The organism is Enterobacter kobei (assembly GCF_001729765.1).
In the GTDB taxonomy this organism is placed as follows: Bacteria; Pseudomonadota; Gammaproteobacteria; order Enterobacterales; family Enterobacteriaceae; genus Enterobacter; species Enterobacter kobei.
The window spans coordinates 4,308,290-4,324,504 of sequence record NZ_CP017181.1 but is presented as its reverse complement, the minus strand read 5'-3'; the positions used below and the strand labels follow the sequence as shown (position 1 = coordinate 4,324,504).

At 54.7% G+C, this 16,215-nt stretch carries 17 protein-coding genes; 5 read left to right on the top strand and 12 right to left on the bottom strand.

Going from position 1 to position 16,215, the window contains the following annotated elements:
- Positions 1-97: 97 nt before the first annotated feature.
- Complete coding sequence (gene pepA / locus BFV64_RS20965) at positions 98-1,609, bottom strand: leucyl aminopeptidase (protein ID WP_014885403.1); 1,512 nt, start codon at positions 1,607-1,609, stop codon at positions 98-100.
- Positions 1,610-1,875: 266 nt separating this feature from the next.
- Between pepA and lptF the strand changes: the two genes are divergently transcribed.
- From lptF to mtgA, 5 genes are all read left to right on the top strand, one after another.
- Complete coding sequence (gene lptF, locus BFV64_RS20960; protein ID WP_014885402.1) at positions 1,876-2,976, top strand: LPS export ABC transporter permease LptF; 1,101 nt, start codon at positions 1,876-1,878, stop codon at positions 2,974-2,976.
- Positions 2,976-4,058 (top strand): LPS export ABC transporter permease LptG, encoded by a 1,083-nt coding sequence (gene lptG, locus BFV64_RS20955; RefSeq protein WP_014885401.1) that lies wholly within the window; start codon positions 2,976-2,978, stop codon positions 4,056-4,058. Before lptF ends, lptG begins: the two co-directional genes overlap by 1 nt.
- 135 nt (positions 4,059-4,193) lie before the next feature.
- A complete protein-coding gene (gene arcB, locus BFV64_RS20950) occupies positions 4,194-6,527 on the top strand; it encodes an aerobic respiration two-component sensor histidine kinase ArcB (RefSeq protein ID WP_014885400.1) in 2,334 nt (777 codons plus the stop codon).
- 232 nt (positions 6,528-6,759) lie between these two features.
- The gene (gene elbB, locus BFV64_RS20945; protein WP_045281406.1) at positions 6,760-7,413 is read left to right on the top strand and encodes an isoprenoid biosynthesis glyoxalase ElbB; all 654 of its coding nucleotides are present in this window, start codon (positions 6,760-6,762) and stop codon (positions 7,411-7,413) included.
- Positions 7,410-8,135, top strand: coding sequence for a monofunctional biosynthetic peptidoglycan transglycosylase (gene mtgA / locus BFV64_RS20940; protein WP_045281407.1), 726 nt, complete (start codon positions 7,410-7,412; stop codon positions 8,133-8,135). The genes elbB and mtgA overlap by 4 nt, the downstream gene beginning before the upstream one ends.
- A gap of 38 nt (positions 8,136-8,173) precedes the next feature.
- Here the strand turns inward: mtgA and npr are convergent, their stop codons facing one another.
- From npr to BFV64_RS20885, 11 genes are all read right to left on the bottom strand, one after another.
- Positions 8,174-8,446: a PTS phosphocarrier protein NPr gene (npr, locus tag BFV64_RS20935; protein ID WP_003861872.1), complete on the bottom strand. Its 273-nt coding sequence runs from the start codon at positions 8,444-8,446 to the stop codon at positions 8,174-8,176.
- Complete coding sequence (gene rapZ / locus BFV64_RS20930; protein WP_014885397.1) at positions 8,443-9,297, bottom strand: RNase adapter RapZ; 855 nt, start codon at positions 9,295-9,297, stop codon at positions 8,443-8,445. The genes npr and rapZ overlap by 4 nt, the downstream gene beginning before the upstream one ends.
- A gap of 45 nt (positions 9,298-9,342) precedes the next feature.
- A complete protein-coding gene (ptsN, locus tag BFV64_RS20925) occupies positions 9,343-9,834 on the bottom strand; it encodes a PTS IIA-like nitrogen regulatory protein PtsN (protein WP_008501443.1) in 492 nt (163 codons plus the stop codon).
- 82 nt (positions 9,835-9,916) lie between these two features.
- Positions 9,917-10,204: a ribosome hibernation promoting factor gene (gene hpf, locus BFV64_RS20920; RefSeq protein WP_014171818.1), complete on the bottom strand. Its 288-nt coding sequence runs from the start codon at positions 10,202-10,204 to the stop codon at positions 9,917-9,919.
- 22 nt (positions 10,205-10,226) lie between these two features.
- A complete protein-coding gene (gene rpoN / locus BFV64_RS20915) occupies positions 10,227-11,660 on the bottom strand; it encodes an RNA polymerase factor sigma-54 (RefSeq protein WP_014885396.1) in 1,434 nt (477 codons plus the stop codon).
- A 47-nt stretch (positions 11,661-11,707) separates the two neighbouring features.
- Positions 11,708-12,433 carry an LPS export ABC transporter ATP-binding protein gene (gene lptB / locus BFV64_RS20910; RefSeq protein WP_014885395.1) on the bottom strand — a complete coding sequence of 242 codons (726 nt, stop codon included), beginning with the start codon at positions 12,431-12,433 and terminating at the stop codon, positions 11,708-11,710.
- Between the two features lie 6 nt (positions 12,434-12,439).
- Positions 12,440-12,994 (bottom strand): lipopolysaccharide ABC transporter substrate-binding protein LptA, encoded by a 555-nt coding sequence (lptA, locus tag BFV64_RS20905; protein WP_023331402.1) that lies wholly within the window; start codon positions 12,992-12,994, stop codon positions 12,440-12,442.
- Positions 12,963-13,538, bottom strand: coding sequence for an LPS export ABC transporter periplasmic protein LptC (gene lptC, locus BFV64_RS20900; RefSeq protein ID WP_014885393.1), 576 nt, complete (start codon positions 13,536-13,538; stop codon positions 12,963-12,965). The genes lptA and lptC overlap by 32 nt, the downstream gene beginning before the upstream one ends.
- Positions 13,535-14,101 carry a 3-deoxy-manno-octulosonate-8-phosphatase KdsC gene (kdsC, locus tag BFV64_RS20895; RefSeq protein WP_023331400.1) on the bottom strand — a complete coding sequence of 189 codons (567 nt, stop codon included), beginning with the start codon at positions 14,099-14,101 and terminating at the stop codon, positions 13,535-13,537. Before kdsC ends, lptC begins: the two co-directional genes overlap by 4 nt.
- Before the next feature lie 14 nt (positions 14,102-14,115).
- On the bottom strand, positions 14,116-15,102 hold the full coding sequence (gene kdsD, locus BFV64_RS20890; protein WP_014885391.1) for an arabinose-5-phosphate isomerase KdsD: 987 nt from the start codon (positions 15,100-15,102) through the stop codon (positions 14,116-14,118).
- Between the two features lie 13 nt (positions 15,103-15,115).
- On the bottom strand, positions 15,116-16,093 hold the full coding sequence (locus tag BFV64_RS20885; protein ID WP_014885390.1) for a calcium/sodium antiporter: 978 nt from the start codon (positions 16,091-16,093) through the stop codon (positions 15,116-15,118).
- Positions 16,094-16,215: the final 122 nt, after the last annotated feature.

The following is a 16,215-nucleotide window of genomic DNA, read 5'->3' as shown; positions in this document are numbered from 1 at the left end:
ATTTAAATGCAAAGCCGGGTGGCGCTACGCTTACCCGGCCTACGGTTGAGCGACGTTGTCGGCCGGGTAAGGCGAAGCCGCTACCCGGCGTTTTACATCACTCGTCGCCGTTAAAACCCGCACGATTGAGCAGGAACTGCGACAGCAGCGCCACCGGACGACCGGTGGCGCCTTTGGCTTTACCGGAGCGCCATGCGGTACCCGCGATATCCAGGTGTGCCCAGTTATACTTGCGGGTGAAGCGTGCCAGGAAGCAGCCCGCGGTGATAGCCCCGCCAGGACGACCGCCGATGTTCGCCATATCCGCAAAGTTAGACTCCAGCTGTTCCTGGTACTCGTCACCCAGCGGCAGACGCCATGCGCGATCGCCAGCCTGTTCAGATGCCCCGATAAGCTCGTGCGCCAGCGGATTGTGGTTCGACATCAGTCCGGTGATGTGGTGGCCCAGTGCAATCACGCAGGCACCCGTCAATGTGGCGACGTCAATCACCGCTTCAGGCTCGAAGCGCTCAACGTAGGTCAGCACGTCGCACAGCACCAGACGGCCTTCGGCATCGGTGTTCAGCACTTCAACGGTCTGGCCTGACATCGTGGTCAGCACGTCACCCGGACGATAGGCGCGTCCGCCAGGCATGTTTTCGCAGCCTGCCAGAACGCCGATCACGTTAATGGGCAGCTGGAGCTCCGCGACCATGCGCATCACGCCGTAAACCGCCGCCGCGCCGCACATGTCGTACTTCATCTCATCCATGCCTTCGGCAGGCTTGATGGAGATGCCGCCGGAGTCGAAGGTCAGGCCTTTACCGACGAGCACGACAGGGCGCGCATCTTCCGACGGGTTGCCCTTGTATTCGATGACCGACATTAAGGATTCGTTCTGCGAGCCGTTGCCGACCGCCAGATAGGAGTGCATCCCCAGCTCTTTCATCTGCTGTTCACCGATGACGCGAGTGATGACGTTTTTGCTGTAGGAGTCTGCCAGCTGGCGCGCCTGAGAGGCCAGATAGGCAGCGTTACAGATGTTCGGCGGCATGTTGCCGAGGTCTTTCGCCGCTTTAATACCGGCGGCAATCGCCAGACCATGCTGAATAGCGCGTTCGCCGCTGGTCAGTTCGCGACGGGTTGGCACATTGAAGACCATTTTACGCAGCGGACGACGCGGCTCGCTTTTATTGGTCTTCAGCTGATCGAAGCTGTACAGGCTCTCTTTTGCGGTTTCGACCGCCTGACGGACTTTCCAGTAAGTGTTACGGCCTTTAACGTGCAGCTCGGTCAGGAAGCAGACGGCTTCCATTGAACCGGTATCATTCAGCGTATTGATGGTTTTCTGAATGACCTGCTTATACTGACGCTCGTCCAGCTCGCGCTCTTTGCCGCAGCCAATCAGTAGAATACGCTCTGACAGGACGTTTGGAACATGGTGCAGTAACAGCGTCTGCCCAGGTTTGCCTTCCAGTTCGCCACGGCGCAGCAGGGCGCTGATATAGCCGTCACTGATTTTATCGAGTTGCTCGGCGATCGGGGAGAGTCGGCGTGGTTCAAAGACACCCACAACGATGCAGGCACTCCGCTGTTTCTCCGGGCTACCGCTTTTTACACTGAACTCCATGCACTACGCTCCTGAATCTTAAAGACAACAGCGGCTGCTACGGATAGAATTGAAACCTTTCGTAACTCATGTCCGCTGTTGTGGTGACTTCGTGTTAATCTTACGTTACTACGGTTTCGACACGTCAGAAAAAGTCCTGAAGCGTGAATCCGCCGGATGTTTTAATCTTAGCGATGATTTCGACGACTCAAGAGAATAAATGACGTTTAAGCCATGAAACAAGCGATTTTCCAGCAAAGAGACGGGTTTTTACGGGCGTATTTAAAGTGATAATCATAAGATATCTGGTGCGGGAGACGCTCAAAAGCCAACTGGCGATCCTCTTCATCCTGCTGCTGATTTTTTTCTGTCAGAAGCTGGTTAAGATCCTCGGTGCGGCCGTTGACGGCGAAATTCCAACGAATCTGGTGCTTTCCCTGCTTGGTTTAGGGATCCCGGAAATGGCGCAGCTGATCCTGCCGCTGAGTCTTTTCCTCGGCCTGCTCATGACGCTCGGCAAGCTGTACACCGAGAGTGAAATCACGGTGATGCATGCCTGTGGCCTGAGCAAAGCCGTACTGGTGAAAGCGGCGATGATACTGGCGCTGTTCACGGGGATCGTGGCGGCAGTGAATGTGATGTGGGCGGGCCCCATGTCTTCTCGTCATCAGGACGAAGTGCTGGCCGAAGCGAAAGCGAACCCCGGCATGGCGGCGTTAGCGCAGGGGCAGTTCCAGCAGGCGACCGACGGTAACTCTGTGCTGTTCATTGAGAGCGTTGACGGCAGTAAATTCAACGATGTATTCCTGGCCCAGCTGCGACCTAAAGGTAACGCACGTCCATCCGTCGTGGTGGCCGATTCCGGTCAGCTGGCTCAGAGTAAGGATGGTTCGCAGATTGTCACGCTGAATAAAGGCACTCGCTTTGAAGGCACCGCGATGCTGCGCGACTTCCGTATTACGGATTTCCAGAACTATCAGGCTATTATCGGCCATCAGGCGGTGGCGCTCGATCCGACGGATACCGAGCAAATGGATATGCGTACATTGTGGAACACTGACACCGACAGAGCGCGTGCGGAGTTCCACTGGCGTATTACGCTCGTATTCACCGTGTTTATGATGGCACTGATTGTGGTTCCGCTGAGCGTGGTGAACCCGCGTCAGGGGCGCGTGCTCTCTATGCTGCCAGCGATGCTGCTTTACCTGATCTATTTCCTGCTGCAAACCTCTATTCGCTCTAACGGCGCGAAGGGTAAGCTGGATCCTATGGTCTGGACGTGGTTCGTTAACAGCTTGTACATCTTACTGGCGCTGGGATTAAACCTGTGGGATACGGTGCCAGTGCGCCGCATACGTGCCCGATTTTCGCGTAAAGGAGCCATCTAATGCAGGCGTTTGGCGTTCTTGACCGCTATATCGGTAAAACCATTTTTACCACCATCATGATGACGTTGTTCATGCTGGTGTCGCTCTCCGGCATTATCAAATTTGTCGACCAGCTGAAAAAAGCCGGGCAGGGCAGTTATGACGCGCTGGGCGCGGGGATGTACACCCTGCTCAGCGTGCCAAAAGATGTGCAGATCTTCTTCCCAATGGCGGCCCTGCTGGGGGCACTCCTCGGGCTGGGCATGCTGGCACAGCGCAGCGAGCTGGTGGTGATGCAGGCCTCAGGCTTTACCCGTATGCAGGTTGCGCTGTCGGTAATGAAAACCGCTATCCCGCTGGTGCTGTTGACCATGGCGATTGGTGAGTGGGTGGCACCGCAGGGCGAGCAGATGGCGCGTAACTATCGTGCTCAGGCGATGTACGGTGGTTCACTACTCTCGACGCAGCAAGGGCTGTGGGCGAAAGATGGTAAAAACTTCGTCTACATCGAACGGGTAAAAGGCGATGATGAACTGGGCGGCGTGAGCATCTACGCCTTCAATGACCAGCGCCGCCTGGAGTCAGTACGACATGCCTCTTCGGCAAAGTTTGACCCCGAACATAAGCAGTGGCGTTTGTCGCAGGTGGATGAATCTGACCTGACCGATCCAAAACAGATCACCGGTTCGCAGACCGTCAGCGGCACGTGGAAGACCAACCTCACGCCGGATAAACTCGGCGTCGTGGCGCTGGATCCTGATGCGCTCTCTATCAGCGGCTTGCACAACTATGTGAAGTACCTGAAGGCGAGCGGGCAGGATGCCGGACGTTATCAGCTCAACATGTGGAGCAAGATCTTCCAGCCGATGTCCGTGGCGGTAATGATGCTGATGGCGCTGTCGTTTATCTTCGGTCCGCTGCGTAGCGTACCGATGGGCGTGCGCGTGGTGACGGGGATCAGCTTCGGCTTTGTCTTCTACGTTCTCGATCAAATCTTCGGACCGCTGACGCTGGTGTACGGTATCCCGCCGATTATTGGCGCGCTGCTACCGAGTGCCAGTTTCTTCCTGATCAGCCTCTGGCTGCTTTTGAAACGCTCCTGACAGACCTCTCCTCGCTTCCGGTTGACCGGGAGCGAGGCTAATCTCCTGTTTCACCCCGCACTTTTTCTCACAACCTTCAACGTCCTGCCCCGAATTTGAGTATTATTGAGCGATAAAGTCGTGAAGGGATCCTCTATGAAGCAAATTCGAATGCTTGCCCAGTATTACGTCGACCTGATGATGAAGCTTGGGCTGGTGCGTTTCTCCATGCTGCTGGCGCTGGCGCTGGTCGTACTGGCCATTGTCGTGCAAATGGCTGTCACCATGGTTCTGCATGGCCAGGTCGAGAGTATCGACGTCATCCGCTCTATCTTCTTTGGCTTGCTTATTACCCCCTGGGCCGTCTATTTCCTTTCCGTCGTGGTTGAACAGCTTGAGGAGTCTCGTCAGCGCTTGTCAAAACTGGTGGATAAACTGGAGGAGATGCGCGAGCGCGATCTGAAACTCAACGTTCAGCTTAAAGACAATATTGCGCAGCTGAATCAGGAAATTTCAGATCGTGAGAAGGCGGAGGCGGAGCGTCAGGCCACGCTGGAACAGCTGAAAGTTGAAATGAAAGAGCGCGAGGTGACGCAGATCCAGCTTGAGCAGCAATCCTCTTTCCTGCGTTCGTTCCTGGATGCTTCGCCGGATCTGGTGTTCTACCGTAACGAAGATAAAGAGTTTTCCGGCTGTAACCGGGCAATGGAACTCCTGACCGGAAAAAGCGAGAAGCAGTTGATTCATCTGAAGCCGCAGGACGTTTACTCTGAGGAGGCGGCCGCCAAGGTCATGGAAACGGACGAAAAAGTGTTCCGCCATAACGTCTCGCTGACCTACGAGCAGTGGCTGGATTATCCGGATGGCCGCAAAGCCTGCTTTGAGATCCGTAAGGTGCCCTATTATGACCGCGTAGGGAAACGCCACGGCCTGATGGGCTTCGGCCGTGATATCACCGAGCGTAAGCGCTATCAGGATGCCCTGGAGCGCGCCAGCCGCGATAAAACCACCTTCATCTCCACCATTAGCCACGAACTGCGTACGCCGCTCAATGGCATTGTGGGGCTGAGCCGTATTCTGCTGGATACCGATCTCACTGCAGAGCAGGAAAAGTACCTGAAAACAATTCATGTCTCGGCGGTTACGCTGGGTAATATCTTCAACGATATTATCGATATGGATAAGATGGAACGCCGTAAGGTTCAGCTTGATAACCAGCCGATTGATTTCACCAGTTTCCTTGCCGATCTGGAAAATCTGTCTGGTCTTCAGGCGCAGCAGAAAGGGCTGAGGTTCGTCATGGAGCCCACCCTGCCGCTGCCGCATAAAGTGGTTACCGACGGTACGCGGTTGCGCCAGATCCTGTGGAACCTGATCAGCAACGCGGTGAAATTTACCCAGAAAGGGCAGGTGGCGGTGCGTATCCGCTATGACGCAGGCGACATGCTGCACTTCGAGGTGGAGGACTCCGGGATCGGTATTCCACAGGAAGAGCAGGACAAAATTTTCGCGATGTACTACCAGGTGAAGGACAGCAACGGCGGAAAACCTGCCACCGGGACCGGTATTGGCCTGGCGGTGTCTAAACGGCTGGCGAAGAGCATGGGCGGTGATATTACCGTTGCCAGCCAGCCGGGCAAAGGATCAACCTTTACGCTGACGGTGCATGCGCCAGCGGTGGCGGAAGAAGTTGAGGATACCTTTGAAAACGACGATATGCCGCTGCCAGCCCTGCACGTCCTGCTGGTGGAAGATATTGAGCTGAACGTCATTGTGGCGCGCTCTGTGCTGGAAAAACTGGGCAACAGCGTGGATGTGGCAATGACCGGTAAAGCCGCGCTGGAGATGTTTACACCGGGCGAATATGACCTCGTTCTGCTGGATATCCAGTTGCCGGATATGACCGGGCTGGATATTTCGCGTGAACTGACGCGTCAGTACGCGGCTGACGAACTGCCGCCGCTGGTGGCGCTAACGGCAAACGTACTGAAAGACAAAAAAGAGTATCTCGACGCCGGTATGGACGATGTACTCAGCAAGCCGCTGGCGGTGCCTGCTCTGACCGCCATGATCAAGAAGTTCTGGGATACCCGTGATGAAGAGGAGAGCACCATGACGTCTGTTGATAGCGCAAAAGCCCAAACGATACTCGATACCGCGATGCTGGAACAGTACATTGACCTGGTCGGCCCGAAACTGATTACCGACGGTCTGGCTGTGTTTGAAAAAATGATGCCGGGCTATCTGAGCGTGCTGGAGTCAAACCTGACGGCACGGGACCAGAAGGGCATCGTGGAAGAAGGGCATAAAATCAAAGGGGCCGCCGGCTCGGTCGGGTTACGCCACCTGCAGCAGCTGGGCCAACAGATTCAGTCGCCTGATTTACCCGCCTGGGAAGATAACGTGGGTGATTGGGTTGAAGAGATGAAACAAGAGTGGCAGAACGATGTGGCGGTGCTTAAAGCCTGGGTGGACGCCAGAAAAAAATGACCCCGGTTTAACCGGGGTGCGCGAATACTGCGCCAACACCAGGGAAATCGTGGCTGCGCCTGTTTTTAAACGTTATTTTCGAATGGGCGCCGCCTGAAAAATTTAGGCCGCACGCAGATAAGATAGCAAATCTTAAATGGTTTGTTACATGAATCAGTGAAATGTGTGAAGCATAGCGTTTTAATCAAAATTATTAATGTGCTTCAGCAAGTTGCAAAGAAGGATCGTCAAGATGAAAAAAATGGGTGTCGTCCTGAGCGGATGCGGTGTTTATGATGGCTCAGAGATACATGAAGCCGTAATTACCCTACTGGCCCTGGCAAAACAGGGCGCAGAGGTGATGTGTTTTGCGCCAGATAAAAATCAGGCGGATGTCATTAACCATCTGACCGGCGAGCCAATGGCCGAAACCCGTAATGTGTTGATTGAAGCCGCGCGTATTGCCCGGGGAGAAATTCGTCCGCTGGCCCAGGCAAATGCTGCTGAACTGGATGCGCTCATTGTGCCGGGTGGCTTCGGTGCCGCGAAAAATCTCAGCACTTTTGCTGCTGAAGGCGCGGCTTGCAAGGTGGACGCGGATTTAAAAGCGCTGGCGCAGGCGATGCATGCGGCGGGTAAGCCGCTGGGCTTTATCTGCATTGCACCGGCCATGCTGCCAAACATTTTTGATTTCCCGTTACGGCTGACAATCGGGACCGATATCGATACTGCTGAGGTCATCGAGGAGATGGGGGGCGAACACGTTCCGTGCCCGGTCGACGACATTGTCGTGGATGAAGAGAACAAAATCGTCACCACGCCCGCGTACATGCTGGCGCAGAATATCGCGCAAGCGGCTGAGGGTATTGAAAAACTGGTAGCCCGGGTACTGGTGCTGACGGCATGAGCCGACAGTCTTCCGCAGGAAAATGGGTGAAATACCTTCTTTTGCGCATCGTACTCGTGCTGGCGGTGTTCTGGGGAGGCGGACTGGCCGTGTTCAGCATTTTGCCAGTACCGTTTTCAGCCGTTATGGTTGAGCGTCAGCTCAGCGCGTGGTTCTCCGGTGATTTTGGCTATGTCGCGCATTCTGACTGGGTGAGTACGGACGAGATCTCACCGTGGATGGGGCTGGCAGTCATCGCGGCGGAAGATCAGAAGTTCCCGGAGCACTGGGGGTTCGATGTGGCCGCGATTGAAAAGGCGCTTGCCCATAACGAACGCCATGAAAATCGCGTGCGCGGTGCGTCTACCCTGTCGCAACAGACGGCAAAAAATCTTTTCCTGTGGGATGGCCGAAGCTGGGTGCGAAAAGGGCTGGAAGCGGGGCTGACCCTGGGAATGGAAACAGTCTGGAGCAAAAAGCGCATTCTGACCGTCTATCTCAATATTGCCGAGTTTGGGGAGGGGGTATTTGGTGTCGAAGCTGCATCACAACGCTATTTTAATAAACCTGCCAGCAGGCTAAGCATGTCGGAGGCCGCGCTGTTAGCCGCTGTACTGCCTAATCCTCTTCGCTTTAAGGCCAGTGCCCCATCAGGCTACGTGCGAAGCCGTCAGGCGTGGATCATGCGCCAGATGCGTCAGTTGGGAGGGGAAGGGTTTATGGAGAACAATAAACTCATGTAGGGCGGGTAAGCGCAGCGCCACCCGCCAGAATGGCAGACCTAATCTTCGTCAAACCCGGCATTAAACAGCGCAATCACCGCCGCCAGCGCTTCCTCTTCCTGAGGGCCGGTGGCTTCGACCTCAATCTGGCGCCCTTTGGCAGAATCCAGCATCAGCAGGGCGATAACGCTGTTCGCTTCCGCTTCGGTGCCTTCATCATTGCGCAACAGAACTTCTGCATCAAAACCCTGCATCAGCTCAAACAGTTTCATCGCCGGGCGTGCGTGCATTCCCAGCTTGTTGGTGATCTCAACGGTTTGTTTTACGGTCATGTTTTACGTTTTTCCAGCGTGCGATGACGGGACTGAACGTTCTTGCCGCGCGAGCGGAAATAGTCGGCCAGCTGTTCGGCAATGTAGACCGAACGATGTTTACCGCCGGTACAGCCAATCGCCACCGTCAGGTAGCTACGATTGTTTGTCTCCAGCATAGGTAACCATAGCTCAAGGTAGCTTCGCGTCTGGTAGATAAAATTGTGAACTTCTGTGTGCCTGTCGAGGAACGCCGCTACGGGTTTATCCAGGCCGGTCATAGGACGCAGTTTAGGATCCCAGTGCGGGTTCGGCAGGAAGCGCACGTCGAAAACATAGTCCGCATCAATCGGAATACCGTGCTTAAAGCCAAAGGATTCGAACACCATCGTCAGTTCGCGCTCGCGTTTGCCCAGCAGGCGGGTACGCAGCATTTCCGCCAGTTCATGAACGGACATCTCTGAGGTATCGACAATCAGGTCGGCGCGTGAACGCAGCGGTTCCAGCAGATCGCTCTCTTCGTCGATGGCGCTTTCCAGCGAGAGATTTTTACTGGAAAGCGGGTGCAAACGCCGGGTATCGCTGTAGCGGCGGATCAGGGTATTGCGATCGGCATCGAGAAACAGCAGCTGAGGCGAGAATGCGTCAGGCAGGTTACTCATTGCCTGCTCGAAGATTTCAGGCGACTCGGGCATGTTACGAACGTCGATACTGACGGCAGCAGAGGTTTGTCTCTCCGCCAGGGTACGCGCCAGATCGGGCAATAACACCACCGGCAGGTTATCTACGCAGTAAAAACCCATGTCTTCCAGCGCGCGCAGGGCAACGGATTTCCCCGACCCTGAACGACCGCTGACAATCATCAGCACCATGTTCCGTTTCTCCTCAGGACAACAGATGTGAAGGCCATCTCCTGGTTACGCGTCATCCTGATTGCCTTCTGCTTCAGTGATAATCTGATAAAGCTCTTCATCACTTTGGGCTGAGCGCAGTCGACGGCAGATGGTTTTATCGGCCAGACGTTTAGCGACCAGCGAAAGCGTGTGTAGATGGGTTTTGGTCTGGTCGGCAGGAACCAGCAGCGCGAAGAGGAGATCGACGGGCTGATTATCAATGGCATCAAAGGCAATTGGCGTTTCCAGTTGCACAAACACACCGACGGCACGCAGGGTGTCCTCTTCCAGTTTGCCGTGCGGGATCGCGATGCCGTTGCCGATACCGGTACTGCCCATCTTTTCACGGGTCAGGATCGCTTCGAACACCACCTGCGGCGGCAGGCCCAGCTGTTTTGCAGCCAGTTCACTGATGATCTCCAGCGCACGTTTTTTGCTCTGGCAGTGAACGGCACTGCGGGTACATTCCTGGTTAAGGACATTGCTCAGTTGAAGAGCGGAATCGTTGTTCATCATAATTTCACCTAAGCGCTAACTGTACAAATGGCCTGTTGTTTTTCACAACAGGCCGTCCTGCACCCGTTAACTGCCCGGACAATTAGTGTTGTTTCAGTTTATCTTTATGTTTATTGAGCTGTCGCGCAAGCTTATCAATCAAGCCGTCGATAGCAGCGTACATGTCTTGCCCTTCCGCACTGGCATGGAGTTCACCCCCGTTTACATGCAGGGTCGCATCCGAGATATGAGTCACTTTCTCCACTTTCAACACAACGTAGACCTGGTTGATCCTTTCGAAATACTGCTCGAGTTTCGCGAACTTAGCGTTCACAAAATCACGTAAGGCCTCAGTAATCTCGACATTGTGTCCTGTGATATTGAGCTGCATAGTGTCTTCCTTATCGGTTGTGTCAGACCAGTTGTTTACGCTGGTTTGACGGCGGAATGGATAAAGACTCTCGATACTTCGCAACAGTACGACGTGCCACCATAATACCCTGATCGGACAGCATGGTGGTTAACTTACTGTCACTCAGTGGCTTCGCGGGGTTCTCCGCGGCGATCAACTTCTTCACCAGTGCGCGAATCGCCGTTGACGACGCTTCGCCGCCGCCCTCGGTACTCACGTGGCTGGAGAAGAAATACTTAAGCTCAAAAATACCGCGCGGACTGTGCAGATACTTCTGCGTGGTGACGCGGGAAATGGTTGATTCATGCATCTCGACGGCCTGAGCGATATCCGCCAGTACCATCGGTTTCATATATTCTTCGCCCTGCTCAAAGAATGCCTGCTGCTGTTCGACGATACAGCGGCTCACGCGAAGCAGGGTATCATTTCGGCTCTCCAGACTCTTGATCAACCATCGCGCTTCCTGAAGGTTGCTACGAATATATTGATTATCGGCGTCGTTGCGCGCGCTGGTGCACATGGAGGCGTACTGCTGGTTGATTTGCAGGCGAGGGATGCTGTCAGAGTTCAGTTCAACGACCCAGCGGTCGTTATGTTTTCTGACCAGCACGTCCGGGATCACGTACTCGGGTTCACTGGTCTGGATCGACTGACCAGGCCGCGGATCGAGCGACTGAATCAGATTCACCGCCTCTTTCAGCACCTCTTCTTTGAGGCGCGTAACGCGCATCAGGCTACGAAAGTCGTGGTTAGCGAGAAGATCCAGATGATCGCTGATGATTAAGCGTGCTTCGTCGAGCCATGGCGTCTCTTTGCTGAACTGAGAAAGCTGGATCAGCAGGCAGTCGCGCAGATCTTTCGCTGCCACGCCTACGGGATCGAAACGCTGAATACGTTTCAGAACGGCTTCAATCTCTTCCAGCTCAATCTCTTCATCGCCCATGCTCTCCAGAATGTCGTCCAGCGTGACGGTCAGATAGCCGGTGTCATCAACGGCGTCGACAATGGAGGTGGCAATGGCACGATCGGTATCGGAGAACGGGGTCAGCTCCACCTGCCACATCAGGTAATCCTGCAGCGACTGGGTGGTTTCGCCCTGATAAACCGGCAGCTCATCGTCCTGGTAGTCTGCACGCGTACCGGAAGGGGTGCCGGCGGTATAAATTTCATCCCAGCTGGCATCCAGAGGAAGCTCGTCCGGCATCTCTTTTTGTTCGAGTGCATCTGCGGTATCGAGCGATTCTGTATCCTGGGACTGCTGTGTATCTACCTCATCATGAAGATCGGCTTGCTCCAGCAGGGGATTGCTGTCCAGCGCTTGCTGGAGCTCCTGCTGGAGTTCTAAGGTGGACAGTTGCAACAGACGAATTGCCTGCTGTAACTGCGGCGTCATCGCCAGTTGTTGGCTGAGCCTTAATTGCAAACCTTGCTTCATGTTCAGAGCATTTTTCTCCGGTTCGGCGTTACGTTACCTCTACCCTATCAGAGTCTGAAGTCTTCCCCAAGATAGACGCGCTTAACATGATCGTTTTCGAGGATCTGCTGCGGCGTACCGTGGGCGATCAGATTGCCCTGGCTCACAATGTACGCGCGCTCACAGACGGCAAGCGTTTCACGCACGTTGTGGTCGGTGATCAGCACGCCAAGCCCGCTGTCACGCAGATGCTCAATGATACGTTTAATGTCGATGACGGAGATTGGGTCAACACCGGCAAACGGTTCATCCAGAAGGATAAATTTAGGGTTTGCAGCCAGCGCGCGCGCAATCTCAACACGACGGCGTTCACCGCCGGACAATGCCTGACCCAGGCTGTCGCGCAGGTGCTCGATGTGAAACTCTTCCATCAGCTCGTTGGCGCGATCCTGACGCTGTTCGCTGGTCAGGTCGTCACGAATTTGCAGAACCGCCATCAGGTTATCAAAGACGCTCAGGCGGCGGAAAATAGAGGCTTCCTGCGGCAGATAGCCGATGCCACGACGCGCGCGCGCGTGCAGTGGCAGCAGGCTGATGTCTTCATCATCGATGATGATGTTGCCGGCATCACGCGGGACAATGCCAACCACCATGTAGAAGGTGGTGGTTTTACCCGCACCGTTAGGGCCAAGCAGGCCCACAATTTCGCCGGAGTTGACGGTCAGACTGACATCTTCTACGACACGGCGGCCCTTATAGGCCTTCGCGAGATTTTTTGCAGTTAATGTTGCCATAACGAATTAGTTACTCTTCTTCTGTGCCGGGGCCTGACCCTTGCCTTTATCCTGCAGCTGAGACGGAACCAGCACGGTGGTTACGCGTTTGCCTTTCTCGCTGGAGGCCTGCATTTTTTGCTCTTTCACCAGATAGGTGATCTTGTCGCCGGTAATGTTGCTGTCCAGCTGTTCCAGATACGCGTTTCCGGTCAGGATAACCAGGTCTTTCGCCAGCTCATAGTGCATATGCGAGGCGCGGCCTTTCACCGGCTTGCCGTTGTCCTGCATCTGGTAGAAGGTGGCCGGGTTGCCGTAACCATCAATGATCTCTTTGCCCTGCTCGCCACCCGGACGGGTAACGACCACTTTATCAGCGTTAATTTTGATGGTGCCCTGCGTCATCACGACGTTACCCGTGAAGGTGACGACGTTACCCTGCATATCGAGGGACTGAGTGTCAGACTCGATGTGGATCGGCTGGTCGGTATCGCCCGTTACAGCAAGCGCGGGGAGACTGGCCGCCAGCATCGCGCTGGCGATAATTACTTTAAGGCTGAGTTTGTTTGTTTTGAATTTCATAGGAGGTTCTAACCTTTTCAATCAGCTCGGCGTTCTTGCTGCGTAAGTTCCCGCGCATTCTTAAACCGCTGGAATTAAATGTTGTGCCATACAGTGTGACCAGATCCTGCGAGGTCACGTCCTGGGTTACCAGGTTGATCTGGGCATTATCGGTCGTAATTTTCCGCAGTTGCGAGTCAGCGGTCAGGGCGTTGACTTCAACGTGGCCATACAGATAAAGCATACGGTCATTTGTCAGTTTGGCCCGATCTGACTTAATTGACCACGTCGGCACTTTGTCTTTATCGAATGTGGTCATGACGGGTTGGGTAAACCACGAAACGCCCTCATCGGAAAAATATTCCACATGCTGGGCAACCAGGCGATAGTTCAGCGCACCTTCCGGGCTATAGACCACGGTGTCGCTGTGATCGCTTTTGTAGGTTGGATCGTTATTGTTGATCACTTCCTTTTGCGTATCGTCGCGATCGGCCAGGTTCACGCCAATCAATACCAGTGCGACAAGCGAAAGCAGAATGATAACCCAACGTCTGGTTTTACTCATATTGATTGCCCTTTGGCCTCATCAAGCTTGCCCTGCGCCAGCAGAAGCAGGTCGCAGACTTCACGTACGGCACCGCGGCCACCGTTGATGTGGGTAACGTAGTCAGCGCGTGGGAGCAGCAGCGGGTGAGCGTCAGCAACCGCAATGCTGAGACCGACTTCAGCCATCACTGGCCAGTCAATCAAATCGTCCCCGACATAGGCCACGTTTTCCGGCGCGATCGCCAGTTTACCCAGTAAATCGTTGAACGCTGCCATTTTATCGGATTGCCCCTGATACAGATGGGTAATCCCTAAGGTTTCACAGCGGTCTTCTACCAGTTTAGCTTTCCGCCCGGTGATGATAGCCACCTCGATACCCGAGGTGAGCGCGCAGCGAATTCCGTAGCCATCGCGGACGTTAAACGCTTTCAGCTCTTCGCCATGATTGCCCATGTAAATCAGGCCATCGGAGAGTACGCCATCGACATCAAGGATGAGCAGACGAATATTTTCCGCCTTTGCCATCATCTGGGTACTAACCGGTCCATAACAGGTTGCAAGGGATGCACCCGCATTACTCATTGTCTTATCCTTCATTACACTACGCCTGCGCGCAGCAGATCATGCATATGTACCACACCCAGCAACTGGTCGCCATCGGCAACCATAACGGAGGTGATATGGCGGGACTGCATCAGGTTCAGCACATCCACGGCCAGCGTACCCGGACGCACGCGAATCCCGCCGGGCGTCATCACATCGGCAATGCCAAGTGTACGGACATCTACACCCATGTCGAACACGCGACGCAGGTCGCCATCGGTGAAGATCCCCTGAATTTTCATCAGGTCGTCACACACGACCGTCATGCCCAGATTCTTGCGGGTGATTTCCAGCAGCGCATCACGCAGGGAGGCCTCTTTACTGACGTGAGGGATCTCATCCCCGGTGTGCATAATGTCGTTTACCCGAAGCAGCAGCTTGCGCCCCAGCGCGCCACCCGGGTGGGAAAGCGCGAAGTCCTCCGGCGTAAAACCACGCGCTTCCAGCAACGCAACGGCAAGTGCATCGCCCATGACCAGGGCCGCGGTGGTACTGGACGTTGGCGCCAGACCGAGAGGACAGGCTTCTTTGGGTACTTTTACGCACAGGTGAATATCGGCTGCACGCGCCATGCTGCTTTCCGGGCGGCTGGTCATGCAAATCAGCGGCACCTGCAGACGCTTCAGTACCGGGATTAGCGCCAGGATTTCATTGGATTCACCGGAGTTGGACAGCGCGATGACAACATCCTGCGGCGTGACCATCCCCAGGTCGCCGTGTGCGGCTTCTCCCGGGTGGACAAAGAAGGAGGAGGTTCCGGTGCTGGCAAAGGTTGCCGCCATTTTGCGGCCAATATGACCGGATTTGCCCATCCCCATCACCACGACTTTACCGGCACAGTAAAACATCTTCTCACAGGCCAGACTAAAATCCTGATTAATGTACTGATCTAACTGCGCCAGACCTTCACGTTCAATCTCCAGAACGTCTTTGCCTGCTTTCTGAAAGTCAAAACCCGGCTGCAATTCTATTTGCGACATAATGCGTTTCCGTTTACCCAGAGAGAAGAGGCGAGAGCCAGTACAGCATCGCCATCCATACGATAAATCCACCTGTCAGCAGCGCACCTGCGCCTTTGCCGATCTGTCGTTGCCGCCGCCAGCAGAGCAGGGCGAATATCACGCTGACCAACAACATCACTCCGTAATCGCGAGAGAATGCCAGAGGGTTGAAGGGCCCTGGCGTAATCAGGGCCGGCAGACCCATCACAATCGCGATATTAAATATGTTGGAACCGATGATATTACCAATGGCAATGTCATCTTCCCCTTTACGTGCCCCCGCAATGGCGGTGGCCAGCTCCGGCAGGCTGGTGCCGATAGCAATCACCGTCAGGCCAATCGTCAGTTCACTCATGGCGAAAAAGTTCGCCAACACCGTCGCGTTATCCACGACCATGCGCGTTGCCATCGGCATAATAATCAGCGCGACGCCAAGCCAGAGCAGGGCGACCGGTAGCGTACCTTCGCGCGGGAGTTCGGCGACCTGCTCACGCGTGAGGCTGTCATGACCCAGTTTCTCAGCCTGGCGGGCGATTTTAACACTATACAGCAGCCAAATGACGGCCAGCGCCAGCAGGAAAATGCCGTCGCTGTAGCTCAGTACGCCATCATAAAATACGCAGCCTGCCAGCAGACTTACGATTAACATTAGCGGCAATTCCCGGCGCAGAACATCAGAATGCACGCGAAATGGATGGAGCAGCGCCGCCAGGCCCAGGATCAGTAAGATGTTGACGATGTTAGAGCCAATCGCGGTGCCAATTGCAAGGTCTAACTGACCGTGCAACGATGCCGAGACAGAGACGATGATTTCAGGAAGCGACGTGCCAACACTGACAACGGTCATCCCGATGACAACCGGCGGTACGCCCGTCAGGCGACACAGGATTGATGCAGCAAACACTAAACGGTCAGCACTGTAGACCACCAAAAGTAAACCAATTATTAACAGTGCTGTTGCTAAAAGCATCAAAAGTCCTTTCTTCAGGTATACTTGTCGGTCCATCGCGCGGGAATGGCTGGACTGCATACGGTCTGAGGCGTAACGAATTCCTAATTTTGACTTTATGCGCCGGAAAAGTAAAACAAATG